This window comes from Magnetospirillum molischianum DSM 120 (genome assembly GCF_000294655.1).
Taxonomy (GTDB): Bacteria; Pseudomonadota; Alphaproteobacteria; order Rhodospirillales; family Magnetospirillaceae; genus Phaeospirillum; species Phaeospirillum molischianum.
Window position 1 is genome coordinate 36833 of record NZ_CAHP01000022.1, and the last position, 24974, is coordinate 61806.

The 24974-nt window shown below is 61.1% G+C and carries 25 protein-coding genes and 1 riboswitch; of the genes, 16 read left to right on the plus strand and 9 right to left on the minus strand.

The features are described 5' to 3' along the window. Window positions 1–56: 56 nt before the first annotated feature. Together PHAMO_RS20060 and PHAMO_RS20065 are read right to left on the minus strand one after the other, a co-directional pair. Window positions 57–629: a DUF3426 domain-containing protein gene (locus PHAMO_RS20060; protein WP_002729124.1), complete on the minus strand. Its 573-nt coding sequence runs from the start codon at window positions 627–629 to the stop codon at window positions 57–59. Beyond that, window positions 533–1069 carry a zinc-ribbon domain-containing protein gene (locus tag PHAMO_RS20065; protein WP_002729125.1) on the minus strand — a complete coding sequence of 179 codons (537 nt, stop codon included), beginning with the start codon at window positions 1067–1069 and terminating at the stop codon, window positions 533–535. Before PHAMO_RS20065 ends, PHAMO_RS20060 begins: the two co-directional genes overlap by 97 nt. Window positions 1070–1243: 174 nt before the next feature. Here PHAMO_RS20065 and hisB point away from each other — a divergent pair, with 174 nt between their 5' ends. The 6 genes from hisB (at window position 1244) to PHAMO_RS10420 (ending at window position 4808) form a co-directional block, all read left to right on the plus strand. Beyond that, window positions 1244–1843 carry an imidazoleglycerol-phosphate dehydratase HisB gene (gene hisB, locus PHAMO_RS10395; protein ID WP_002729126.1) on the plus strand — a complete coding sequence of 200 codons (600 nt, stop codon included), beginning with the start codon at window positions 1244–1246 and terminating at the stop codon, window positions 1841–1843. Further along, window positions 1840–2490 (plus strand): imidazole glycerol phosphate synthase subunit HisH, encoded by a 651-nt coding sequence (gene hisH, locus PHAMO_RS10400; protein WP_002729127.1) that lies wholly within the window; start codon window positions 1840–1842, stop codon window positions 2488–2490. The genes hisB and hisH overlap by 4 nt, the downstream gene beginning before the upstream one ends. Window positions 2491–2493: 3 nt before the next feature. Then, entirely contained in the window at window positions 2494–3225 is a 732-nt protein-coding gene (gene hisA, locus PHAMO_RS10405) for a 1-(5-phosphoribosyl)-5-[(5-phosphoribosylamino)methylideneamino]imidazole-4-carboxamide isomerase (protein ID WP_002729128.1), read from the plus strand. After that, a complete protein-coding gene (gene hisF / locus PHAMO_RS10410) occupies window positions 3219–3977 on the plus strand; it encodes an imidazole glycerol phosphate synthase subunit HisF (RefSeq protein WP_002729137.1) in 759 nt (252 codons plus the stop codon). Before hisA ends, hisF begins: the two co-directional genes overlap by 7 nt. 97 nt (window positions 3978–4074) lie before the next feature. Further along, window positions 4075–4407 (plus strand): phosphoribosyl-ATP diphosphatase, encoded by a 333-nt coding sequence (locus tag PHAMO_RS10415; RefSeq protein ID WP_002729139.1) that lies wholly within the window; start codon window positions 4075–4077, stop codon window positions 4405–4407. Between the two features lie 35 nt (window positions 4408–4442). After that, window positions 4443–4808 (plus strand): histidine triad nucleotide-binding protein, encoded by a 366-nt coding sequence (locus PHAMO_RS10420; RefSeq protein WP_040566735.1) that lies wholly within the window; start codon window positions 4443–4445, stop codon window positions 4806–4808. A 58-nt stretch (window positions 4809–4866) separates the two neighbouring features. Here PHAMO_RS10420 and phoU read toward each other — a convergent pair whose 3' ends face one another. After that, window positions 4867–5595 carry a phosphate signaling complex protein PhoU gene (phoU, locus tag PHAMO_RS10425; protein ID WP_002729143.1) on the minus strand — a complete coding sequence of 243 codons (729 nt, stop codon included), beginning with the start codon at window positions 5593–5595 and terminating at the stop codon, window positions 4867–4869. Window positions 5596–5607: 12 nt separating this feature from the next. Continuing rightward, window positions 5608–6387, minus strand: a complete 780-nt coding sequence (gene pstB / locus PHAMO_RS10430) for a phosphate ABC transporter ATP-binding protein PstB (protein ID WP_002729144.1) — start codon at window positions 6385–6387, stop codon at window positions 5608–5610. A gap of 90 nt (window positions 6388–6477) precedes the next feature. On the opposite strand from pstB, the gene PHAMO_RS10435 reads away from it, so the two are divergent. The 5 genes from PHAMO_RS10435 (at window position 6478) to PHAMO_RS19435 (ending at window position 12036) form a co-directional block, all read left to right on the plus strand. After that, window positions 6478–7149, plus strand: a complete 672-nt coding sequence (locus PHAMO_RS10435) for a J domain-containing protein (protein ID WP_002729146.1) — start codon at window positions 6478–6480, stop codon at window positions 7147–7149. 39 nt (window positions 7150–7188) lie between these two features. After that, a complete protein-coding gene (cobS, locus tag PHAMO_RS10440) occupies window positions 7189–8190 on the plus strand; it encodes a cobaltochelatase subunit CobS (protein WP_002729148.1) in 1002 nt (333 codons plus the stop codon). Window positions 8191–8194: 4 nt separating this feature from the next. After that, window positions 8195–10087 (plus strand): cobaltochelatase subunit CobT, encoded by a 1893-nt coding sequence (gene cobT / locus PHAMO_RS10445; RefSeq protein WP_002729150.1) that lies wholly within the window; start codon window positions 8195–8197, stop codon window positions 10085–10087. Between the two features lie 32 nt (window positions 10088–10119). Continuing rightward, window positions 10120–11679: a sensor histidine kinase gene (locus PHAMO_RS18505; RefSeq protein ID WP_002729152.1), complete on the plus strand. Its 1560-nt coding sequence runs from the start codon at window positions 10120–10122 to the stop codon at window positions 11677–11679. Between the two features lie 96 nt (window positions 11680–11775). After that, on the plus strand, window positions 11776–12036 hold the full coding sequence (locus tag PHAMO_RS19435) for a hypothetical protein (protein ID WP_155801702.1): 261 nt from the start codon (window positions 11776–11778) through the stop codon (window positions 12034–12036). A gap of 148 nt (window positions 12037–12184) precedes the next feature. Here PHAMO_RS19435 and PHAMO_RS10460 read toward each other — a convergent pair whose 3' ends face one another. Together PHAMO_RS10460 and PHAMO_RS10465 are read right to left on the minus strand one after the other, a co-directional pair. Next, on the minus strand, window positions 12185–14959 hold the full coding sequence (locus tag PHAMO_RS10460) for a [protein-PII] uridylyltransferase (protein ID WP_002729156.1): 2775 nt from the start codon (window positions 14957–14959) through the stop codon (window positions 12185–12187). Window positions 14960–14982: 23 nt separating this feature from the next. Next, window positions 14983–17364: a putative bifunctional diguanylate cyclase/phosphodiesterase gene (locus PHAMO_RS10465; protein WP_002729158.1), complete on the minus strand. Its 2382-nt coding sequence runs from the start codon at window positions 17362–17364 to the stop codon at window positions 14983–14985. Between the two features lie 114 nt (window positions 17365–17478). Here PHAMO_RS10465 and PHAMO_RS10470 point away from each other — a divergent pair, with 114 nt between their 5' ends. Together PHAMO_RS10470 and PHAMO_RS10475 are read left to right on the plus strand one after the other, a co-directional pair. Beyond that, window positions 17479–18036, plus strand: coding sequence for a TRAP transporter small permease subunit (locus PHAMO_RS10470; protein WP_328285750.1), 558 nt, complete (start codon window positions 17479–17481; stop codon window positions 18034–18036). Next, the gene (locus PHAMO_RS10475) at window positions 18033–19484 is read left to right on the plus strand and encodes a TRAP transporter large permease (protein ID WP_002729162.1); all 1452 of its coding nucleotides are present in this window, start codon (window positions 18033–18035) and stop codon (window positions 19482–19484) included. Before PHAMO_RS10470 ends, PHAMO_RS10475 begins: the two co-directional genes overlap by 4 nt. A gap of 62 nt (window positions 19485–19546) precedes the next feature. Here PHAMO_RS10475 and PHAMO_RS10480 read toward each other — a convergent pair whose 3' ends face one another. Further along, window positions 19547–20635: a TRAP transporter substrate-binding protein gene (locus PHAMO_RS10480; RefSeq protein ID WP_002729163.1), complete on the minus strand. Its 1089-nt coding sequence runs from the start codon at window positions 20633–20635 to the stop codon at window positions 19547–19549. 129 nt (window positions 20636–20764) lie between these two features. Further along, window positions 20765–20843: riboswitch (SAM riboswitch) on the plus strand. Window positions 20844–20919: 76 nt separating this feature from the next. Between PHAMO_RS10480 and metZ the strand changes: the two genes are divergently transcribed. From metZ to folE, 3 genes are all read left to right on the plus strand, one after another. Then, window positions 20920–22125, plus strand: a complete 1206-nt coding sequence (metZ, locus tag PHAMO_RS10485) for an O-succinylhomoserine sulfhydrylase (RefSeq protein WP_002729165.1) — start codon at window positions 20920–20922, stop codon at window positions 22123–22125. Between the two features lie 118 nt (window positions 22126–22243). Further along, on the plus strand, window positions 22244–22636 hold the full coding sequence (gene apaG, locus PHAMO_RS10490; protein ID WP_002729166.1) for a Co2+/Mg2+ efflux protein ApaG: 393 nt from the start codon (window positions 22244–22246) through the stop codon (window positions 22634–22636). A gap of 20 nt (window positions 22637–22656) precedes the next feature. Next, a complete protein-coding gene (gene folE / locus PHAMO_RS10495; protein WP_002729167.1) occupies window positions 22657–23298 on the plus strand; it encodes a GTP cyclohydrolase I FolE in 642 nt (213 codons plus the stop codon). A 69-nt stretch (window positions 23299–23367) separates the two neighbouring features. On the opposite strand, the gene PHAMO_RS10500 is transcribed toward folE, so the two are convergent. Both PHAMO_RS10500 and PHAMO_RS10505 read right to left on the minus strand, forming a co-directional pair. Further along, window positions 23368–23628: a hypothetical protein gene (locus tag PHAMO_RS10500; RefSeq protein ID WP_002729168.1), complete on the minus strand. Its 261-nt coding sequence runs from the start codon at window positions 23626–23628 to the stop codon at window positions 23368–23370. A 37-nt stretch (window positions 23629–23665) separates the two neighbouring features. Further along, window positions 23666–24973 (minus strand): UDP-glucose dehydrogenase family protein, encoded by a 1308-nt coding sequence (locus PHAMO_RS10505; protein ID WP_002729169.1) that lies wholly within the window; start codon window positions 24971–24973, stop codon window positions 23666–23668. Between the last annotated feature and the right edge of the window lies 1 nt (window position 24974).

Sequence of the window (24974 nt, forward strand, 5' to 3'; positions counted from 1 at the left end):
CGCTCCGGGGGGTTCTTCTGACAGCCGAAGAGGGAACCGTCAAGGGCTAAGCCGGGTTATTGTGCCGGTTGTGTCGGTTCTGCCGATTGCGCCGGAAGCGGGGGCGGCGTGATTGCGGCGGCAGGCGGCATAGTTGTCGGAGCCGGAGCGGGAGCCGGAGCAACTGCGGGGGCGCTCGGAGGGGGGGGCTTGGATGGGGGGATCGCGGCCGCATCGGCGGATTCAACGAAAACCACCACCACCTCGACCGCGCTGGGATCGGGCCGTTCCAGCAAAAGTTTGAAGCTGGTGGTGCCCTGGGGGTCGAGTGCCGCAGTCGGCGGCCGAGCCTGTTTTTCCTGGACTGGCTGACCGGCTTTGTCGAGCAGGATCAACTTCATCGTCGGTACGGCACGAATCCGGTCGCTGATATTCGCGATGATGCCGCGTACCACCAGGACGTCAACATCGTTGATAACAAGGCGCTCTGGGGTTCCGGCCTTGCGCAGTTCCAAACCGGCGCCGGGCTTTTCGTGGCGGAGTCCGGCCTGGGTCAACAGGTCTCCGGCCTCGGGCACCAGATCGACGACCTGATCCTGGAAGTAATAGACGCCACCACCCAGCCCGCCCAGGACCAGCAGGACCAGCACAGCCCATAGGGCGGAGGTGCCGCCACGGGAACTTTTTCTTGAACGGAGCCGAAAATGTCGGGCACCGATGGCGGTTCTTCGCTGAGCAGCCCATGCGACAGATCGATGTCCGGCCGTTCCGGCGGCAGGCGCGAGCCGAAATTGGGTCCCGGCGGCGGTTCGAGATCGGGAAAAGCGGAAAGAACCGGGCGGGTCTGGGACGGAAACGGCGGCGGGGGTGTGGGCGTGGACTCGGCAGAAGAGAAAGGCGAAGGCGTCGCCGGTTCCGCCTGCGGTTCGAAGTCGAGATCAAGGACGTCATTGTCCTCGATCTCCAGCCGCAGCGGAGCCTGGAACCACTTGTGCTCGCATTTGGCGCATTTAAGCTTGCGCCCCTCGGTGCCGAGCGCGGCATCGGGGATCGAGAAGTTGGTTCCGCAATTAGGGCAAGTGATCAGCATGCTGACTGTAACCGCGAGGGGGACGCTCTAGACTTATAGGCCGGAGGCGCGGCCAACACAAGCGAGGGCCTTTCACAACAGTGGTGGACCGGATCGAAAACGCCCCGTCCGTCAAGTGCTTGAGACCGTCGGCGAGACCTGCTAAACCGAGGCCCTTGCGATCAGGAGGCTTGAATGCGCCAGGGAAAGATCGAGCGCACCACCACCGAGACCGCCGTCGCCGTTTCGGTCGACCTTGATGGTGGTGGACGCTATCAGGTGGCAACCGGCATCGGCTTCCTCGACCATATGCTGGAGCAGTTGTCGCGGCATTCGCTGATCGATCTGGTGGTCGAGGCGCGCGGCGATCTGCACATCGATGCACACCACACCACCGAGGATGTCGGTATCGCGTTGGGGCAGGCGGTGGCGCGTGCGCTGGGTGACCGCAAGGGCATTCATCGCTACGGCGCGGCTTATGTCCCGATGGACGAGACCTTGACCCGCGTGGCGCTCGATCTGTCCAACCGGCCCTATCTGGTGTGGAAGGTCGCGTTCAAGCGCGATCGGCTCGGCACGCTCGACACCGAAATGGTGCGCGAGTGGTTCCAGGCTTTCGCCCAGGCCGCCGGGGTGACCCTGCATGTCGAATGCCTGTACGGCGAAAACGACCACCACATCGCCGAAAGCTGTTTCAAGGCGCTGGCCCGCGCCCTGCGCGAGGCGATCGAGATCGACCCCCGTAAGGCGGATTCAGTGCCATCGACCAAGGGTACGCTGGGGGGAAGCCTGTGAGCGGACGTGTCGCCATCGTCGATTATGGGTCGGGCAATCTGCGCTCGGCTGCCAAGGCGTTCGAGAGGGTCGCGGCTGAACGCGGTCAGGGGCAGCAGATTCTCGTCACGTCGCGGGCCGAAGATATCGCCACCGCCGAGCGGATCGTTCTGCCCGGTGTCGGTGCTTTTGCCGATTGCAAGGCTGGTCTCGACCGGCTGCCCGGCATGGTCGATGCTCTCGAAGACGCGGTTTTGCGTCGGGGCCGCCCATTTCTTGGCATCTGTGTCGGCATGCAATTACTTGCCACCACCGGGCGCGAGCATGGCGAACATCGCGGCTTGGGCTGGATCGCGGGCGAAGTGTTGCCGCTGGCGGTCGAGGATGCGGGGCTTAAGGTGCCGCATATGGGCTGGAATGAACTGGTCGCCGACTGTCCCGACCACCCGATCCTCGCCGGATTGCCTGCGGGGGCGCACGCTTATTTCGTCCACTCCTACCGTTTCGCCTGTGCCGATTCCACCCATCGCCTGGCTCATGTCGAATATGGTGGATCGGTTACCGCGCTGATCGGTCGCGATTCGATCGTCGGCACCCAGTTCCACCCGGAAAAATCACAGGAAACCGGGTTGCGGGTAATCGAGAATTTCCTGACCTGGAGGCCGTGAGCGATGTTTTTTTTTCCCGCCATCGACCTCAAGGACGGTGCTTGCGTCCGGCTGAAACTCGGCCTGATGGAAGAAGCGACGGTGTTCAATACCGATCCCGCCGCCCAAGCCGCCGCGTTCGCCGCCGCCGGGGCCGAGTGGATTCACGTCGTCGATCTTAACGGCGCGTTCGCGGGCAAGCCGGTCAACGCCGCCGCCGTCGAGTCGATTCTGAACGCCGTTTCGGTTCCGGTTCAGCTTGGCGGTGGTATCCGCGATCTCGCCACGATTGAATCGTGGCTGGACCGTGGCGTGCGCCGGGTCATCCTCGGCACCGTCGCCTTGAAAGATCCCGAACTGGTCAAGGACGCTTGTCGGCGCTTTCCCGGTCGGGTCGCTGTCGGCATCGACGCCAAGGGCGGCAAGGTCGCGGTCGAAGGCTGGGCCGAGACCGCCGATATCACCGTGCTCGATCTCGCCCGCAAGTTCGAGGACGCCGGGGTCGCCGCGCTGATTTATACCGATATCGACCGCGACGGCGTGTTGGCCGGTCCAAATGTCGCCGCCACGGCGGCTCTGGCTGCCGCGATCCGTATTCCGGTAATCGCTTCGGGTGGGGTGTCGTCGCTGGACGATCTGCGTGCGTTGAAAACCGTTCCGGGTCTGGAAGGGGTTATTTCCGGCCGCGCTCTGTATGACGGACGTATCGATCTGGCTGCCGCCATCGCTCTGCTGAAAGGCTGCGGCTCATGCTGAAGATGCGGATCATCCCTTGTCTCGACGTCAAGGACGGTCGTGTCGTCAAGGGAGTCAATTTCGTCGATCTGGTCGATGCTGGCGATCCGGTCGAGCAAGCGCGAATCTATGACCGCGCCGGGGCCGACGAACTGACCTTCCTCGACATCACCGCCAGTGTCGATAATCGCGACACCATCTATGATGTCGTCCGCCGCACCGCCGAGCAATGCTTCATGCCGTTGACCGTTGGCGGCGGGGTACGCACCAACGACGATATCCGAAAGCTGTTGCTGGCTGGAGCCGACAAGGTTTCGATCAATACCGCCGCCGTCCATCGTCCTGATTTCGTTCGCGAGGCGGCGGAGAAGTTCGGTAGCCAGTGCATCGTCGTTGCCCTTGACGCCAAGCAGGTCGCTCCCGGCAAGTTCGAGATCTTCACCCATGGCGGCCGGACCCCGACCGGGATCGACGCCGTGGGCTGGGCGCGGCGGATGGTCGAGAACGGCGCGGGCGAGATATTGCTGACCTCAATGGATCGCGACGGCACCCGCCAGGGCTTTGACATCGCGCTGACCCGCGCCATTGCCGATGCGGTGACGGTGCCTGTGATCGCTTCGGGCGGGGTCGGCACCCTGGACCATCTGGTCGAAGGCATCCGCGACGGCCACGCCACCGCCGTTCTGGCGGCTTCGATCTTTCATTTCGGGATGTTTTCGATCGCCGAAGCGAAAGCTCATCTGGCAGCTGCCGGTATTCCGGTACGACCTTAACCCATCGGTCATATGTACAAGGATGACAGTCTAGACTGCATCTGCTACCAACTTAGGCAGTGGCACCCGGTGCCCAATTCAATCAGGGGGCGAAATCATGGCCCAAGACGTCGAAATTCTGAACGAACTGTACAAGGTTATTCTCAGCCGTCGCGGCACCGATCCCGATAAGTCCTATACCGCCAAGCTGTTTTCGCGCGGTCGGGGCAAGATCGCCCAGAAGTTCGGCGAGGAATCGGTCGAGACCATCGTTGCCGCCTTGTCCGAAGGCCGCGACGAGCTTGCCGCCGAAAGTGCGGATATGCTGTATCATCTGCTGGTGCTGTGGGCCGATTGCGGTCTGGAGCCGGGTAAGGTGTGGGCCGAGCTGGAACGTCGCTTGGGCACCTCGGGTATTGACGAGAAGAAGTCCCGCGCCAAGAAAAGCTGACGACGGGGCATGCGCACAGAGGGGGAAAGCCGGTGATGGTGTATGACGACAACAACGTCTTCGCCCGCATCCTGCGGGGCGAGATTCCCTGCCGTAAGGTCTATGAGGACGAGCACACGCTTGCCTTTCACGACATCAACCCCCAGGCACCGATCCATATTCTGGTGATCCCCAAAGGTGCCTATGTCTCGATGATCGACTTCACCGAGCGCGCTTCGGATGTCGAGATCGCCGCCCTGTTCCGCAGTGTCACCAAGGTCGCCGAGATCGCCGGAGTTTCGGCCGAGGGCTGGCGTTTGCTGTCCAATATCGGGATCAATGGCGGGCAGGAAGTGCCCCACCTGCATATCCATATTTTCGGCGGTCGCAAACTGGGGCCGATGATCGCCAAGTCGGCCTAAGCCCCAGTCCGCCAACACCCGGTCAAATACGGGGAGGGTCCGAGAGTCGGAGCCTCCCTCAGATCGTGTCGTGGCCGGGCAGGCCACCAAGGCTGGCGGCGGTGTCGCACTTGATCCGCTCTTCGGGAAGAGATTTTCCGGTAATACGGAAGTGGGTCATCTCGGCGATGTTGGTCGCGTGATCGCCGATCCGTTCCAGATTCTTGGCGATGAACAGAAGATGGCTGCACGGGGTGATCGTGCGCGGATCTTCCATCATGTAGGTAAGAATTTCGCGGAACAGGGCGGAGTGGATTTCGTCCAGTTCCTGATCGCGGTCGCGCACCACCAGCGCCCGTTCCGAATCGCCGCCGAGATAGGCGTCGAGCACATCCTTCACCATCGCCAACGACAGTCGCCCCAGTCGGCTGACCGAGCGGGTCTGAGCCACTGGTGGCAGCTGGTTCAGAACCAGCGAGCGTTTGGCGACATTGGCGGCGAGGTCACCGACCCGTTCGATTTCTCCGGCGATTTTCAGTGCCGTGACAACGGTGCGCAGATCGTCGGCGACCGGCGCGCGGAGCGCCAGCACCTTGATCGCCTGCTCGTTGATGAAAGCGTCAAGGCTGTCGATACGAGCGTCGCCGCCAACCACCTCTGCGGCCTGCTCGCCGTCGCGGTTTTCCAGCGCTTCAATCGCGGCGGCAAGCTGGGCTTCGGCCAGACCGCCCATGCGGGCCAGGGCGTCTCCAAGCTTGCCGAGTTCGATGTCGTAGGATTTGACGATGTGTTGCTCGCCGATGCTCATTGCGCCCGTCCTTTAGCCGAATCGGCCAGTGATATAACCTTGGGTTAGTTCCTTAGCGGGGGCGGTGAACACCTGTTCGGTGGCTCCCACTTCGATGATCGCGCCAAGATGGAAGAAGGCTGTTATCTGCGAGACCCGCGCCGCCTGCTGCATCGAATGGGTCACGATGACGATCGTATATTGATCGCGGAGTGAGTCGATCAGTTCCTCGATCTTGGCGGTGGCGATCGGATCGAGCGCTGAACATGGCTCGTCCATCAGGATCACTTCTGGCCCGACCGCGATGGCGCGGGCGATGCACAGCCGTTGCTGCTGTCCACCCGACAGGCCGGTGCCCTTTGTCGCCAGCCGGTCCTTGACCTCGCCCCACAATCCGGCGCTTTCCAGGCTGGACTGAACCACGGCATCCATATCGGCGCCTTCGTGGCACAGCCCCATCAGCCGAGGGCCGAAGGCAACATTGTCATAGATCGATTTCGGGAACGGGTTGGGGCGTTGGAACACCATGCCGACGCGGGCACGCAGCAGCACCGGGTCGAGACCGTCGCGGCCATAGATCGGTGCGCCGTCGAGGGTGACTTCGCCCGAGACCTTGGCCCCCGGAATGGTGTCGTTCATCCGGTTGAGACAGCGCAGGAAAGTCGATTTGCCGCAGCCGGACGGGCCGATCAGTGCCGTTACCCGCCCCGAGGCGATATCGAGATCGACGTCTTTCAGCGCCAGCTTGCCGCCATAGCGGACGGCCAGATGGCGGGCGGTCATCTTGGGGGAGGGAGCCCCTTGCTCGGACATGCCAGGTTCCTTTGATCCTCGCGGAGACGATGTCACGCCCGGTTATAGCGGGCATCGGACCGGACGCAATTCGAAAAAGGTGAAGGATTCATGGCAGCGCGATTCGAGGCTACCCGAAACGGAGCGTGTCATACGACCTTGCCCTACCTTGCCTTGAGCTGCGCCAGCCATCATTATGAGGACACGATGAAAGCCGCTAACTCGCGCCGCTCATGGCGCCACGCCACCACCCAGACGGCCCCCCAACCCGATCCCCGTCGTTGTGACCATCCCGGTTGCGATCAGACAGCGGAGCATCGGGCGCCGCGTTCGCGCGACCATCTGGACGAGTATTACTGGTTCTGTCTCGACCACGTTCGCGCTTATAATTCCGCTTGGGATTATTACGCCGGGATGCCGCCCGAAGCGATCGAGGCCGAGTTGCGCCGCGACAGCACGTGGCAGCGCCCGACGTGGCCGTTGGGGCGTCAGGGTGCCACGCGCCGGTTTTCCTTTGTCCTCGACGATCCGTTCGATCTGTTCGACGAGGCAGAGGCCGAAGCCCAGGCGCGCAAGGTCCGCCCGTCCGCCGCGCCCGAAGACGAAGCAATGAAGGTGCTCGACCTTCGCCCGCCCTTGACCGCAGTGGAGCTTAAGGCCCGCTACAAGGCGCTGGTTAAGCGCTACCATCCCGACGCCAATGGCGGCGATAAGGATTCCGAGGAACGCTTCAAACAGATTAACCAAGCCTACCATATCCTGAAGACCAGCCTGGATGCTTGACAGCACCCCGGCTGGACGATTCCCCTCAAGGACGATCGCATGACCTCCAAAACCCAGATCCCGCTCGCTTCGGATCATCCGATGGCCGAGCCTGACATCGAGATTTCCGCGAGAGAGGTGTTTGGTCTCGACACCGACATGATGGTTCCCGCCTTCAGCATGGGCAGCGAGCATGTTCCCGAGATCGATCCGTCATACCGTTTTGATCCCGATACGACTCGCGCGATTCTGGCTGGTTTCACCTATAACCGCCGGGTGATGATCCAGGGCTATCACGGTACCGGCAAGTCAACCCACATCGAGCAGGTGGCAGCCCGGCTGAACTGGCCCTGTATCCGCATCAATCTCGACAGCCATGTCAGCCGCATCGATCTGATCGGTAAGGATGCGATCGTGCTGAAGGATGGCCAGCAGATCACCGAATTCCGTGAAGGGATTTTGCCCTGGGCATTGCAACATCCCTGCGCCCTGGTGTTCGACGAATATGACGCCGGTCGTCCCGACGTGATGTTCGTGATCCAGCGGGTACTGGAAGTCGAAGGGCGCTTGACCTTGCTTGACCAGAACCGGGTGATCCGCCCCCACCCCGCTTTCCGTCTGTTCGCTACCGCCAACACGGTCGGGTTGGGCGATACCACCGGGTTGTATCACGGGACCCAGCAGATCAATCAGGGCCAGATGGACCGCTGGAACATCGTTGCCACCCTGAATTATCTCGAACACGATGCCGAATGTGCGATCATTGTTGCCAATCAGCCCGAACTCGATTCGGTCGATGGCCGCGCCCTGGTGTCGAAGATGGTGATGCTGGCCGATCTCACCCGCACCGGCTTCATGAATGGCGACATCTCGACGGTGATGAGTCCCCGCACGGTGATTACCTGGGCCGAGAATTTCCGGATCTTCGGCGATCAGGCCTTTGCTTTCCGCGTCACCTTCCTCAACAAGTGTGACGAGATCGAACGGCCGGTCCTGGCAGAATATTACCAGCGTTGCTTCGGCGAGGATCTGCCCGAGGGACCGGCGCGGCAATTGGCCTGATGTCATGACCGTCCCCCCGCATCGCACCGAAGGTCCGAAGATCGTCACCGGGCCGAACGAAAGCCCGGCCGATCTGGTCCGTCGTACCACCGCCGCGACACTGAAGGCGGTGTCCGGCCGCATCGACGTCGAAGTCGATTATGGTGTCGGTCAGGGCAGTGTGCACGGCGCCGAGGTTCGGTTGCCGTCGCTGCCGCGCACCGTTTTGCCTGCCGATCTGGCCCGGCTGCGCGGTACCGCCGATATGGTGGCGCTGCGTCTGCGCTATCACGATGACGGGCTGCACCTGCGTCGGATGCCGCGCCAACCCGAGGCCCGTCAGGTCTATGAGGCGGTTGAGCAGGCTCGGGTCGAGGCGCTGGGAACGCGGCGGATGGCCGGTGTCGCCACCAACCTGAACGAGTTGCTGGAAAGTCGCATTCTCGCCGAGGGGCTGGATCGGGTCACCCGCCGCGATCAGGTTCCGCTGTCCGAGGCGCTGGCTCTGATCGCGCGGGAGCGGTTTTCCGGTCAGGTGCCGCCCGCATCGGCTCGTCATGCGGTCGATCTGTGGCGCTCAGAAATCGAGGCCAAGGCTGGCAAGGCGCTCGACCGCCTGAGCGGATTGCTGCGTGATCAGGACGCTTTTTCGCGCGGATTGTTCGACCTGCTGCGCGAATTAGAGGTTGGTGGCGATCTGGAATCCGACTCCAGCGAAAGCGGCGAAAGTGAAAGCGCGGCGGACAGTCCCGAAGCCGGTCCCGGATTGGAAACGGACGATCAGGGGGACGGAAGTGACGCACCCTCCGACGGGACCGACGCCGAGGCCCCAGGATCAGAAGGCGCGGCAGACGAGGACGATGGCGGCGAGTCCGGCGATGAATTGACCTTGACCGGGGCCGGAATGGACGATCCCGGCGGCCCATCGCGGGAACGGCGCGATCAGCCCTCGGCGCCGAATGCGGAAAAGCCTTATCGTCCCTATACCACTCGGTTCGATCAGGTGGTTGGTGCCGAGGAATTGTGCGATGCCGAGGAGTTGGGGCGGCTGCGCGTCCAACTCGATCAGCATCTATCCCGGCTGCAAGGGGTGGTGTCCAAGCTGGCCAACCGATTGCAACGCAAGCTGATGGCGCAGCAAACCCGGTCCTGGGCCTTCGATCTGGAAGAAGGCATCCTCGACACTGGACGGTTGGCCCGGATCGTTGCCAATCCGACTCATTCGCTGTCGTTCAAGGTCGAAAAGGAAACCGATTTCCGCGATACGGTGGTGTCGCTGTTGATCGACAATTCCGGGTCGATGCGGGGCCGGCCGATTACTGTCGCGGCGATGAGCGCCGATATTCTGGCCCGTACCCTGGAACGGTGCGGGGTCAAGGTCGAGGTGTTGGGCTTTACCACCAAGGCGTGGAAGGGCGGGCAGGCGCGCGAGGCGTGGCAGGCCGAGGGCAAGCCCGTCAGTCCTGGCCGTCTCAACGATCTGCGTCACATCGTCTACAAGGCAGCCGATGCGCCCTGGCGTCGAGTTCGGCGCAATCTGGGGTTGATGCTGCGCGAAGGCATCTTGAAGGAGAATATCGACGGCGAAGCACTGCTGTGGGCGCATGAGCGTCTGCTTGGTCGTCCCGAACTGCGCCGTATCCTGATGGTGATCTCGGATGGTGCTCCGGTCGATGATTCCACTCTGTCAGCCAATTCGGGTAATATCCTGGAAAAGCATCTGCGTGAGGTGATCGCGACGATTGAGACCCGCTCCCCGGTTGAGTTGGCGGCCATCGGGATCGGTCACGACGTGACCCGCTATTACCGCCGTGCCGTCACCATTATGGATGCCGAGGAGTTGGGCGGAACAATGATGAAGCAACTTGCCGACCTGTTCGATGAAGGACAGGCAGGTGGAGGCCGCCGAATCCGTTAGACCGGCGCAAATGTGGGAGAGACTTTAACGGAATGGTCGGACTTCCCCTCCCCCGGCTTCTCTTAGCCATCGTTGCGGCCGTTACCTTGTTGGGTGGCGTCGGTGGGCTTGTCGCCATTTCGTGGCTTGACCACAACGCCACCGAGGCCGAATCCAGCGACCGGCTCCGGCTATCGTCTCGGTTGGCTGAGAGTCATGTCCGCGCTCTGCATCAGGCCGGGCAGGAGGTTCTCGCTCGTATCGGCGAGTATTATATCTATCGTCCAGGCGGGGCCGGGGTGCGGCCCTGGCTGGCGACTCTGGTCGAGGATGCGCCCTATATCGACGCGGTGCGGATACAGAATCTTAGCGGCGAGACTATCCTTTCGACCGACGATGCCGCGCCGCTGACCGAAACCGAGTTGGCCGACATTCGTACTGCTTTGTCGCAGCCGGGGCGAACGGTAATCGGTATCTTGTCGTCCGAAGCCCAGTTGGGGGGGCATGCCATCGTGCTGACCCGCGCCTTTTCCGCTCCATCCGGGGCCGTATTGGGAGTAGCGCGGATTCTGGTGTCTATCTCCTATTTCAACGATCTCTATCGTGATCTCATCCCGCCGCCGGGGGCGATTTTTTCCGTTCTGCGCCGCGACGGACTACTGATCGCGCGCTATCCGATGCCACCCAATTCGCCGCGCCTCGATTCTGCGGCCCATCCCTTCACCAAATTCGCCGAGGCTTCGGAAGGGGTCTACCAGGCGGTGTCGGTGGTCGATGGTTCCAATCGGTTGTTGTCTTATCGCGTTCTGCCCGATCTCGATCTGGTGGTGGCCGCCGGGCTGTTGACCGATACCGTGTTCCAGGACTGGGAGGTGCGGACCCAGCACGCCACCTTCTTGGTGTCGCTGGCTCTGCTGCTGATGTTGGGGCTGACGGCGTTGGCGGACAGAAGCATGCGCAAGGAATTCCTTCTATCGCGCTCGGATAAGGAAAACGCAGACAATTTGGCGGCTGCTCTGGCCGACAAGGATGTGTTGTTCCAGGAAGTCCATCACCGGGTTAAAAACAATCTTCAGGTGATCTCTAGCTTGTTGACGATGCAGTCTCTTCATGTTCGCGATGAGGTCGCCCGCAACACATTGAAGGACGCGCTGGACCGCATCCACTCAATGGGGCTGGTTCATCAAACTCTGTACGAACGCAATCTGGCTGCCAATGTCGATCTTGGCGCTTATTTTGGGCGGTTGGCGGAGGGATTGGCGAGCAGCTACGGCTCGGGGAAGGGAGGGGTTACGGTTCAGGTCGATGCCAGCGGAACCCTGGAGCTTGAACGGGCAGTGCCGTTGGGGATGCTGGCCAACGAAGTGTTATCGAATGCGTTGAAGCATGCTTTTGCCGATGGTCGTCATGGCAACGTCTACATGTCGCTACATTGTGAGGACGGGCGCTGGCGGCTGGTGGTGCGAGACGATGGCTCTGGGATTGCCCCCGAGCCGGGGCGCGGCATCGGGTTCGGATTGATCCGGGCTTTATCGCGGCAATTAGGCGGCTCGGTCCAGTTTTCCGCTGCGTCGGGCGGCGGCACGATGGTGGTGGTCGATTTCCCCGCCTGATGTAATTAATAATTTTATGTCAAAAAAGTTGATCTAAAAGACGTCAACGTCTAGCATCAGTTTCTTAATGGATAGTTGTTGTGGCGCGAGGAACAGATGAAGGTTTCTGAGTTTGAGCAAAAAGTTTGGGAGCTTGATGGCATCCGGATTATTTTGCGCGCAGATTCTAATGATGAAGTTGGTGAGTATGAGAGGGTTCGTGCCGTCGCCCAAAGCTCATCGATCGCAGAATTTATTGAGAATAGAGTAAAAAAACATATTGGTGACGTGGATGTAGTCGTTGTTGATGGCCGCGGCACAATTCCAAGAAGAAACTCATTGGTTAGTACTATTCGGGAAACCTACAATCGAGAATGAGGCGGTTCGAACAATTTTTTGTTCCATGAGCCTCACCCCAACCCCGCAAGGAGCCTGCGGCCCTTTGACCCGCCTTCACGGGATCGGGTTCCAAGGGCCATGCCCTTGGCGGGTGAGGGCAGAGCCCACGTACCCCCTTTTTCCTTCGCTACTCTGCCGCTCGCGTTTTCGGGTCGGTGCTGTTCTGTTCCTTCAAGGCTGCCAGTAAGGTGACGCGGATTCGCTCCAGCTTGCGCTCGTGTTCGACCTTATGGCCGAACACATCCTTGACATAAAAAACGTCAACGACCCGCTCGCCATAGGTCGAGATGTGGGCGGATGAGATTTGCAGACCCAACTGGGTCATCGCCGAGGTGATGTCGTACAGCAGTCCCGGCCGATCACGACCGTTGATCTCGATCACGGTGTGCGAGCGAGACGGCTTGTTATCGACCAGAACGCGCGGCGGGACCTTGAAGACGTGGGCGCGGCTGGGCAGGTTGCCTTTGCGGGAAGCTAGTTCCTGGGCCAGACGCAGGCGACCGGACAAAACCTGTTCGATGGTGTTGGCCAGACGGTTCAACTTGGCCGGGCTGTCGAACGGTGCGCCCTCGGAATCCTGAACGAAAAAGGTGTCGAGCGCCATTCCGTTGGTCAGGGTGATGATCTTGGCATCGACGATGTTGGCTCCCGATACCGCCATCGCTCCGGCGATTTGCGAGAACAGGCCGGGATGGTCGCCGGTATAGACCACCATTTCGGTGACGGCGCGCTGGGCATCGACCCGAGGCTCAACCGTCAGTGGCGCGCCGGAATCCTCGGCCGCGCGCACCAGATGGGCATGACGGGACTGGGTGGCGGTATCGCAACCAGTCCAATAGCCGGGATAACCGCGGGCCAGATGAGTCTCGATGTCTGTCAGTGGCCAGCCCTGGCGCAGCAGTTCGACGCGCAATGCATCCTGGGCCGCCTTGACTCGCGTGGAGTGGGCCAGCCCAGCCAGTCCGCCCGTCATCACCTCCAGCGTCCGCTGATACAACTCGCGCAGCAGCCCGGCTTTCCAGGCGTTCCACACTGTCGGACCGACCGCCCGAATATCGGCGACGGTCAGGCACAGCAGTAGCCGCAGACGTTCGGGCGATTGCACCAGGGCGACGAAATCCTGGATCGTCTTGGAATCGTCGATGTCGCGCTTAAAAGCAACGCGGGTGAAGGCCAGATGGTGGCGGACCAGCCACGAAACGGTTTCGGTTTCCTCGTCGGTCAGACCCAGGCGCGGGCCGAGCTTCAACGCAACGTCGGCTCCGATCTGAGAGTGGTCGCCGCCGCGTCCTTTGGCGATATCGTGCAGGAACGTCGCGACATAAAGCGCCTTGCGCGAACTGATCTGGTGGATCACTTCCGAGGCGGCGGGGGCTTCCTCGGCCAGATCGCCGCTTTCGATCGAGTGGAGGATGCCCAGCGCCTGGAGGGTATGCTCATCGACGGTGAAGACGTGGTACATGTCGTACTGCATCTGCGCCACCACCCGGCCGAAATCGGGTAGGAAGCGGCCCAGAACCCCGGCTTCGTTCATGTGGCGCAGCGCTACTTCGGGGTTCTTGCGCGAGGTCAGCATCTCGACGAACAGCCGGTTGGCGTTGGGATCGAAGCGTAGAGTCGATCCGATCCGCTTCAGGTTGCGGTGGATCAGTTCCAGCGCCCGAGGATGGATATCGACATCGTTTTCCAACGCGGCATGGAACAGCCGGATCATTGCGCCGGGATCGGTTTCGAACTGATCGGGAGCGGCGACGTCAAGCCGTCCGCCTTCCTGAACGAAGCCGTCCAACATTGTCCGCCGTGAGAATAGTCGCCGGAACGGCAGACGCCGGGGCTTGCGCCGATGCCGCTCCTCGACCAGCGCGCAGACCAGCCGGGTCAGGTCGCCGACATCCTTGGCGATCAGGAAATAGTGCTTCATGAACCGCTCGACCCCGCGCGATCCGGCGCGATCGACATATTGCATCCGCTGGGCGATCTCCGGCTGAACGTCGAAGGTCAGCCGATCCTCGGGCCGATCGGTCAGGTAATGCAGGTGGCAGCGCACCGTCCACAGGAACGCCTGATCCTTGGCGAAATGGCTGGCGGCCTGGGCGCTGATAATGCCGGCTTCGGCCAGTTCGTCGATTCCCGCCACGCCGTACATGTCGCGGGCGATCCAGAACAGAGTGTGCAGATCGCGCAGTCCGCCCTTGCCCTCTTTGACGTTTGGCTCAAGCACATAGCGGGAATCGCCCATCTGAGCATGGCGGGTATCGCGCTCGGTCAGCTTGGATTCGATGAACTCGACGCCGGAATTGGACATAACTTCGGCGCGATAGCGGTTCTGAAGCTCGGCGAATAGATCCTGGTCGCCCCACAGCCAGCGCATTTCCAACAGCGCGGTGCGAACGGTCAGATCTTCCTTGGCACCGCGGATGCATTCCTCGGCCGAGCGGGTCGATTGCCCAACTTTCAGCCCCAGATCCCACAGCATGTAGAGGATGAACTCGACCATCTGCTCGTGATAGGGCGTTCGCTTGTAGGGCAGCAAAAACAGCAGATCGACATCGGAATGTGGTGCCAGCTCACCCCGTCCATAGCCGCCCACCGCCACCAGGGTCATCGTTTCGCCCAGGGTGCGGACGCCGGGGGGAAACTCGTTCTCGGCGGCGAAGTCGTGGATCAGCCGCACCAACTGGTCGATCAGAAAACAGCTTTCGCGGACTGTCAGCGAGCCGTCGCCGCTCTGGTCAAAGCGGCGACGAATCTCGGCCCGTCCTTCGGCCAAGACCTGCTTGAACAGGTCAAGAACCCGGCTGCGGCGGCGATTGCGGGGCAGGTCGTCCAGAGCCAACGCCCCAAGCCGGGCAAGGACCGAGCGGCGGTTGATGATAGCGCGCTGAGAGGTGATACGGGGCATGGCGGTGACATTTCGTCAGGGTATTAACGGACCAGTATAGGAATCGCCGTGCCCCGGTCGCTAGCCGAATCGGAGGCCGAGGGGGAATGAGCGCGAACGAAAGCGATGAAATCGTCAATGGGCATCGGCCGGGCGATCAGATATCCCTGGATTTCGTCGCAATGGAAGAGGCGCAGCCGGTCGAGCATTTCCTGGTCCTCGACTCCCTCGGCGATCGTGCGCAGGTTCAGGCTGTGCGCCATCTGGATGATGGTGCGGATGATCGCGGCGTCGTCAGGATCGCTGGCCAGATCGCGGACGAAGGATTTGTCGATCTTCAGCTTATCGACCTTAAATCGCTTCAGGTAACTGAGGCTGGAATAGCCGGTGCCGAAATCGTCGATTGCCAGTTTCAGCCCCAGCGACTTTAGCTGGAACACGGTGGCCAGCACCTCCTCGACATCCTTGATCAGGATCGATTCCGTCAGTTCGAGTTCCAGGCAGGTTGGATCGAGGCCAAATTCGGCCAGGGCGTCGGTGACGGTTTGCTTCAGGTTGCCGCGCTTGAATTGCAGCGCCGACAGATTGACCGCCACCGTCACGCCGGCCAGTCCCTCCTTCTGCCATGCCGCCGCGCGACGACAGGCTTCGCGCAGGACCCATTCGCCGATGGGAACGATCAGCCCGGATTCTTCGGCCACCGGGATAAAGCGGTCGGGTGAGACGCGGCCCAGTTCGGGATGGTTCCAGCGAATCAGCGCCTCAGCTCCGATCACCCGACCACTGGCCAGATCGATTTGCGGCTGGAAATGCAGCTCGAATTCATCATGGTCGAGGGCGTTGCGGAGGCCGTTGCGCATTCGCAACAATTCCGCGACCCCGACATTCATCCGCTCATCGAAGAAGCGGTAGGTGTTCCGTCCTTCTTCCTTGGCGTGATACATCGCCGTATCGGCTTTTTTCAGCAGGGTGGCAAAATCGGTTCCGTCGCCAGGATAAACCGCGATCCCGATCGAAGCGGTGGTCAGCAGAGTCTGGTTCTGGATATCGAACGGTTGGGCAATTTGTGCCAGGATTTTGCCGGCGGTGGTGCTGATCGCATCGCTGGTGCGCGGGCCGGTCAGCACGATCAGGAACTCGTCGCCGCCATGGCGAGATATAGTGTCGGTATCGCGCACGCAATTGCTCAACCGTTCGGCCACCGCGCGGATCAGGTCGTCGCCGCAGGAATGGCCCAACGAATCGTTGACGCCCTTGAAGCTGTCGAGGTCAAGGAACAGCAAAGCCGCCATCGTTCGGTCGCGCTGGGCATGGGCGGCGGCCTGGGTCATCCGGTCTTGGGCCAACAGGCGATTGGGCAGGCCGGTCAGGGAATCGTGATAGGCCAGATGCTCGATTTTCTGCTCAGCTGTTTTTCGTTCGGTTATGTTTTCGAAGATAATCGCCAGTAAACCGTCCTCGGTCATGAAAAAAGATGAGACGAACCAGATGTTAAGTGCGCTGAAATAGCCCTCGTGTTTTTCCGGCTGGCCGGTTTCGGCGACACGAACTCCCATCTCATAGATTTCTGCGTCTGTTTCCTTGATGGTCGGAAACATTTCGGATACCAGCTTTCCGGTTACATTTTTAAGCCCGGTCTGTACTTCAAAGCTGGGATTGGTGAACAGATAGCGGAAATCGACCGGGCGGCCGTTCTCGCGGATCACTTCGTAAGACGCAAAGCCGCTCAGCATATTCTCGAACATCGAGCGATAACGCGCCTCGCTGCGCCGCAGGGCTTCGCTGGCCATCAACAATTCTGTGATGTCGCGGGAAACGCCGATTATGCCGACCACCCGGTTCGATGTGTCGAGCAGGGGAGCCTTGGTGACCGAAAACGTGCGCACTCCCAATCGGGTGGTCAGGGTTCGGTCGTAGGTTTCGATCCGCCGCTCCGCCATCATCTTGCGGTCGATTTCCATCAATTCCGCCGCCTCGTCCGCCGGGAACAGCACATGGTCGTCCCGCCCGATCACATCGTCGGCGGTGCGGTTCAGCATCCGCTCTGCGGCGCTGTTGAACAGAAGATAACGTCCGCACTCATCCTTGACGTAAATCGCTTGCGAAGCTTGCTCCGAGATGGCCTGAAGGCGGCGGGCGAGTCGCGCCATACTTGAAGCCCGGTCTCGGGGTGTTTCGGTCGCCATGGTGCGGCGAAGCAGCGCGGCCAGAATCAGGGTGGAGACAGCGACAAAGGCCAGCCCTTTAGTTAGCCCCGATATTCCGCCGGTAAGGTTTGCAAACACACCCTCGGTTAGTCCGAACCAAGCTGCGGCAGCGACCCCGTATATGGTAACAACCCGGATCGACCCGCTTGGGTCGGAGGGGGCTACGGACGGAAGCGGAGGGTCCTGAGCCGTAACGTGGCTCTGCTTATAGTCTGGCATCAGCCTCTCGCAAGCAGGGGCTAAAAACGATAGCCTGTGCCGCGCCGGGGATAAAGCCCCGACTGGGCACGCGGTATCTTTTAGTTGCCGCTCGGGGAGATTTATCCGTTGAAAGTGCTTTTGTCATTCAGCGCATTGATCGATGGTGTCAATGCACGGGTAGGAAACAGCGTTCGCTGGTTAATTCTAGCGATGGTCGTGATTTGTACCGCGACCGCAATAATGCGTTATTTGTTCAGTGTCGGCTCGAATGCCTGGCTTGAAATACAATGGTATCTGTTTGCGGCGGTCTTCCTGCTGGGGGCGGGAGATACATTGCGACGCAACGAGCATATCCGTATCGATGTCATTGCCCAACGTCTGTCGCGACGGACCCAGGCCTGGATTGATATCGTCGGGACCGTGCTGTTTCTGGCACCGCTGGCAGTCATCATCATCGTGTTGTCCTGGCCGATGGTGATGGCGTCGCTGGCGCAGGGTGAATTGTCGAGCGATGCTGGCGGGCTGCTGCGCTGGCCGGTCAAGCTGCTGATCCCGGTCGGTTTCGGGTTGCTGCTGTTGCAAGGGCTGTCGGAACTGATCAAAAAGGCGGCGTTTCTGACCGGGCGGATTCCCGATCCGGCCGAGACCGCTCCGCCCGGTCTCGATCCCAAGGCGGGAGGCGTGCTGTGACCGCCTTTATCATCGCCAATATCGCCCCGCTGATGTTTGCGTTCCTGGTGCTGTTCCTACTGTTCGGCTATCCGGTCGCCTTCGCTCTTGCCGCCAATGGTATTCTGTTCGGCTTGATCGGAATCGAACTCGATCTGTTGACGCCATCGCTGTTCCAGGCGCTGCCCGAGCGGGTATTCGGGATCATGCGTAACGACACCTTGCTGGCGGTGCCGTTCTTCACCTTCATGGGGCTGATTCTGGAACGCAGCGGGATGGCCGAGGATCTGCTCGACACGATCGGCCAGTTGTTCGGACCGATTCGTGGCGGACTGGCCTATGCCGTGATCCTGGTGGGTGCGCTGCTGGCGGCGACCACCGGGGTGGTGGCTGCCTCGGTAATCTCGATGGGGCTGATTTCGCTGCCGATCATGCTGCGTTACGGCTATGACGCGCGGGTCGCGACTGGTGTGATTGCCGCCTCGGGAACGCTGGCCCAGATCATTCCGCCCTCGCTGGTTCTGATCATCATGGCCGATCAGTTGGGGCGCTCGGTCGGCGACATGTATCAGGGCGCGTTGGTGCCCGGTCTTCTTCTGACCGGATTGTATGCCGGGTATATCCTGCTGGTCAGCGTGGTGTTCCCCAAGGCGGTACCGGCCTTGCCGCTTTCCGCCCGAAATCTTCATGGTCTGGCGCTGGTCGGGCGGGTCGTCACCTCCCTGTTGCCGCCGTTGGTGCTGATTTTTCTGGTGCTGGGCACGATCTTCCTGGGCATCGCCACCCCCACCGAGGGCGGCGCGATGGGAGCCGCCGGGGCCTTGGTTCTGGCCTTGATCCGGCGGAAACTAAGTTGGGCGCAATTGTCTCAGGCGATGGAGAGCACGGCGCGGCTGTCGTCCTTCGTGCTGTTCATCCTGATCGGTTCGACAGTGTTCGGTCTGGTGTTCCGGGCCGTCAACGGCGATTTGTGGGTCGAACACCTGCTGACCGCCTTGCCGGGTGGAGCCATCGGCTTCCTTGTCGTCACCAATCTGTTGATCTTTGTCCTCGCATTCTTCCTCGATTTCTTCGAGCTGGCCTTCATCCTGGTGCCGTTGTTGGTCCCGGTGGCCGATAAGCTGGGGATCGATCTGATCTGGTTCGGGGTGTTGCTGGCGGTCAACATGCAAACCTCGTTCATGCATCCGCCGTTTGGTTTCGCCCTGTTCTTCCTGCGCAGCGTAGCGCCGCGCCGTGACACGATCGACCGCATCACCGGGCGGCTGATCCCCAAGGTGACCACTGGCCAGATTTATTGGGGCGCAGTGCCGTTCGTGCTGATTCAGCTGGTGATGGTCGCTCTGGTGATTACCTTTCCCGATCTGGTGCGGGGGTCGATCGATACGGCCCACACGATAGATGCTTCGAAGGTACAGATCGAGGTGCAGCAGGAAGATTACGGCGGCAGTCCCGCCGAATCGCCGTAAGGTCGGTCGAAGAATAAGGGAGCCATCATGTTCGCTGGCTCCCTTATCTCTTTTCGCGGTCGCTACTTCTTTGGGATTCCGTTCAGGACGAAATTATCAAAGCCGAATTCGGCGACGCGGAACCACGAACGCTGTTCCTCCAGGAAGGCGCTCCAATGCTCGAACACCTTCTTGAAGGCCGGATTGTGAGCGGCGTCTTCGGCGAAGGTTTCCTGCGACGCCTTGTAACAAGCCTGCATGATCTCCTTCGAGAATGGCCGCAGCTTGGCACCGTTGGCGACCAATCGCTTCAGCGCGGGAGGATTAAGCACGTCGTATTTCGCGCTCATATGCAGGTTGGCATCGGCGCAGGCGGATTCAAAGATCGCCTGATAGGCTTTAGGCAGCTTTTCCCACGCGGCGATGTTAACCAGCATCGTCACGGTCGGGCCACCTTCCCACCAACCGGGATAGTAGTAATAAGGTGCGACCTTGTGGAAGCCGAGCTTTTCGTCGTCGGCTGGGCCGACCCATTCGGCACCATCGATGGTGCCTTTTTCCAGGGCCGGATAGACATCGCTTCCGGCCAATTGCTGGGGCACGACGCCCAGCTTGGTCAGCACCCGCCCGGCATAACCGGCGATGCGGAATTTCAGTCCCTTCAGATCCTCGACAGTCTTGATCTCCTTGCGGAACCAGCCCCCCATCTGCGTTCCGGTATTGCCCGCAGGGAAGTTGATGACGTTATAGGAGCGGAAGAAATCGCGCATCAATTCCAGCCCGCCGCCCTGATACAGCCAGGCGTTTTGTTGACGGGTGTTGGTCCCGAACGGCATCGTCGATTCGAAGCCGAAGGTCGGATCCTTGCCGACATAGTAATAGCTGACGGTGTGGCCGCATTCGACGGTTCCGGCTTGGACGGTATCGAGAACCTGGAGGCCGGGGACCAGTTCACCCGCGGCAAAGCTGCGGATCTGGAATTTGCCATCGGTGGCTTCGGCTACCCGTCGGGTGATGTATTCGCCGGTGCCAAACAGGGTTTCCAGACTTTTGGGAAAACTTGATGCCAGTCGCCATTTGATCTCGGGCTGGGTCTGGGCCAGCGCCGGGGCGGCCAAAGCGCTGGCCGCCGCGCCCAAGGTCGCAGTGGTCAGAAAAGTCCGTCGTTCCATCGAACGTCTCCTCGATTTTGTCGTTCCGGGACAGAGCGGGTCACCCCGGTTCAAGCGGGCTCTATCCTACAGGATCGCGCGCGCTCCGCCAGCAGAGGCGCTTGACGGCCGGGGCGGCAGAGGACTATCACTGGTCCCCGTGGTGATTTGTCCGACCGGATTGCGGCCACGTTAAAAAAACCGCTAAAGAGGTCCTGCTCCGGTTTCGGAGCAACGGTGCCTCTCAGTGCGGCCATTTGCCGGTCAGACCAGCAGATTGTGCATGCCTTAAGGAGGCAAGACCGATGAGCGAACGACTTCCCACCGATCCGAAGAGCTGGAGCCCTCAGACTCGTGCCATCCGTTCCGGTTTGGCCCGGACCGGGTTTCATGAAACCGCCGAGGCGTTATTCATGACCTCGGGCTATGTCTATGACAGCGCCCAGGAAGCGGAAGAGAGCTTCGACGGCACCCGCGAGCGGATGGTCTATTCCCGTTTCCGTAATCCGACCGTGGCCGCGTTCGAGGATCGTCTGGCCGCGATCGAAGGTGCCGAAGCGTGCCGCGCCACGGCTTCGGGGATGGCGGCGGTGCATGCCTCTCTGCTGTGCCAGTTGAAGGCAGGTGACCGGCTGGTGGCGTCGCGGTCGCTGTTTGGTTCGTCGCAATGGATCATCGACGATCTTTTGCCCCGCTTTGGGGTCGAGCGCGAGTTCGTCGATTGCGGCGATCTTCCCGGCTGGGAACGGGCGTTGTCCCGTCCGACCGCGTGTGTCCTGATCGAGACACCATCGAATCCGACGCTGGAAATCATCGACATTCCGGCAGTGGCCGAGCTGACTCACCGCGCCGGAGGGCGGCTGGTGGTTGACAATGTTTTCGCCACCCCGGTTCTGCAAAGTCCGTTGGAACTCGGTGCCGACGTGGTGGTTTATTCCGCGACCAAGCATATCGATGGCCAGGGTCGTTGCCTGGGTGGCGCGGTTCTTGGCAGCGCCGAATTCTGCAACGACGTGCTGGGGCCGTATTTGCGTCATACTGGTCCGGCGATGTCGCCGTTCAATGCCTGGCTGCTATTGAAGGGGCTTGAGACGTTGGGCCTGCGCGTCGAGCGCCAGACCGCCAACGCCCTGGCGCTGGCTCAATTGCTTGACGGTCATCCCGCCGTCGCCCGTGCGCTCTATCCGGCGCTGGCCAGCCATCCGCAGCACGATCTGGCGATGCGGCAGATGCGCGCGGGCGGAACGATGATCGCGTTGGAGCTGAAGGGCGGCAAGTCGGCGGCTTACCGGCTGCTCGATGCTCTTCATCTGATCGACATCTCGAACAATCTGGGCGATGCAAAAAGTCTGATCACCCATCCCTGGACCACCACCCACCAGCGCCTGTCCGTCGAGGACAAGCTGGCGATGGGGATCGGCGAGGGGATGTTGCGTCTCTCGGTTGGTCTCGAAGACATTGTTGATCTGACGGCCGATCTGGGGGCAGCTCTCGACGCCGCCCAGGGCTGACACCAATAAGGCTGGGTTGGAACCTGACAAAAGAATACACTGCATGGGGGAAGTCGGAGGTCGGTGGCCACCGTCTTCCCCCGCTTGCCCCGTCCGGTTCGAGGAGGCTCCCCCCGCCATGTACAGCCACACCACCCGCGACATCACGGTGACGGTTCGTCCGTTCTTTCTTGAAGAACAATCGGCCCCGGACGAGGGCCGTTATGTTTGGGCCTATCGTATCCGTATCGAGAATCTCGGTCTGAGTACCGTCCAACTGCTGAACCGCCACTGGATCATCACCGATGCCACCGGATGCAGTCAGGAGGTAAGGGGATCGGGCGTCATCGGTGCGCAACCGGTGCTTCGCCCCGGCGAGAGTTTCGAATATACCAGCGGCGCGCCTCTCACGACCCCGTCTGGGATCATGCATGGCAGCTACGAGATGGAAGGCGAGGGGGGCGAACGCTTCGAGATCGTCATTCCCGCCTTTTCGTTGGACAGTCCGCACGACCGCCCCAGCCTTAACTGATTGATCGGAGGCTTTCTCCCGTGACCGCTGACGATATCCCCCCGCGTCCGCTTTCCGGCGCTTGTCCCGTCGTTTCCGACCGTCCTTCCCGCGCCGAGGCCGAGGCGGCGGTTCGCACTCTGATCCGCTGGGCCGGTGACGATCCCGCGCGCGAAGGGCTGGTGGGCACTCCCGATCGGGTTGTGCGCGCTTATGAGGAATTTTTCTCGGGTTATGAACAGGACCCGGTCGATATTCTCCACCGGACCTTCGAAGAAACTGACGGCTATGACGAGGTGGTGCTGCTGCGCGACATCCGCCTCGAATCCCATTGCGAACATCATATGGTGCCGATTATCGGTGTCGCTCACGTTGCCTATCTGCCCGACCGGCGGGTGGTGGGAATTTCCAAGCTGGCCCGCGTCGTCGAGGTGTATGCCCGGCGCCTCCAGATTCAGGAAAAGCTGACGGCTCAAATCGCCAACACCATCAACGAGGTGTTGCAGCCGAAGGGGGTCGCGGTGGTGATTGAAGCCGCCCACCAATGCATGACGACGCGGGGCGTCCGCAAGGCCGGGGTGACCATGGTCACCAGTCGGATGCTGGGCGTGTTTCGCGACGATTCCGAAACCCGGCGCGAGTTCATGGCGCTGATCCACAATCGGTGTGGCAGCGGAAGTTAGGAATGGCGATCCCTTCCTCTCCCTCGTCCTGGGGGAGAGGAAGAGAAAAGGATACGCAGAGGGTGGGTCTTACTTGTCCGCCTTCGGCACCGGAGTGTCCTCGACGCGGCCATATTTGGCATTAAGACGATCGTTGCAGCTGACTTGTGCCGCGCCGGTCAATGGTCCGCAATTCTCCTGCCAATCGTCGGCATAGGTGCCGGTGATGTGCAAAGAGGGACCGGCCGCCGTTGGGGCCGGGTCGGAACCGTGTTGACGCAGAGCCAACGCGGCGGTGATGGCGGCAATCAGGGCCAGGGCGATACCAATACGCAGAACGATCCGTTTCATGGCGGCTCCTCGGCGAGGCGGCAAGGGACTGTCTCGGTTACACCCGGCCGATGCTGTAATACTCGAACCCGAGTTCTTGCATCTCGGCAGGTTCGTAGACGTTGCGCAGATCGACGATGCGGGGGGCGGCCAGAAGGGTCTTGACCCGATCGAGATCGATGGCGCGGAACTCATTCCACTCGGTGACGATGACGAGGCATTCCGCTCCCGGCAAGGTCGCGTAGGCATCGTCGCAGTAAATCACCTGAGACGGCAGCAGTTTCTTCGCTTCGCCCATCCCTTCGGGATCGAAGGTGCGGACGGTGGCGCCCGCCCCGATCAACCCGGCCACGATGTCGATTGAGGGGGAATCGCGCATGTCGTCGGTATTGGGCTTGAAGGTCAGGCCCAGCACGGCGATGGCCTTGCCGGAAACCGAACCGCCGCAGGCAGCGACCACCCGGTCGGCCATGCTTTTTTTCCGCCGGTCGTTGACCGCGATCACTTGTTCGATGATCGACAGGGGCGAGTTGAAGTCACGGGCGGTTTGAACCAGGGCCAGCGTGTCCTTGGGGAAGCACGACCCGCCATAGCCGGGACCAGGGTGAAGGAACTTCTTACCGATACGGCCGTCCAGCCCGATCCCCTTGGCGACGTCATGAACGTCGGCACCGACCTTCTCGCACAGATCGGCGATTTCATTGATGAAGGAAATCTTGGTGGCGAGGAAGGTGTTCCCTGCGTACTTGATCAGTTCCGAGGTGCGGCGCGAGGTGAAGACGATCGGCGTCTCGATCAGGTAGAGCACCCGGTAAAGCTGCTTCATCACCTTGCGGGCGCGTTCGGATTCGGTGCCGATCACCACCCGGTCGGGGCGCAGGAAGTCGTTGATCGCCGACCCTTCGCGCAGGAATTCGGGGTTGGATACGACATCGAACTCGGCATCGGGGCGGCGTGCCCGGATAATCCGTTCAACCTCGTCGCCGGTGCTGACCGGCACCGTCGATTTGGTAACGATCACGGTATAGCCGTTCAGGGCGTCCGCGATTTCCTCGGCGGCGGCATAGACATAGGACAAATCGGCATGGCCGTCGCCGCGCCGCGATGGCGTGCCGACGGCGATGAAGACCGCATCGGCTTCGGCGACCGCCGATTTCAGATCGGTGGTGAAGGACAGGCGGTTCGCCTCGACATTGGCGGCGACCAGTTCGTCCAATCCCGGTTCGTAGATCGGCATCACGTTCTGACGCAGCAGGTCGATCTTGCGTGCATCTTTATCGACACAAACGACCTGGATGCCGAATTCAGAGAAACAGGTTCCCGACACAAGCCCGACATAGCCGGTGCCGATCATTGCGATACGCATG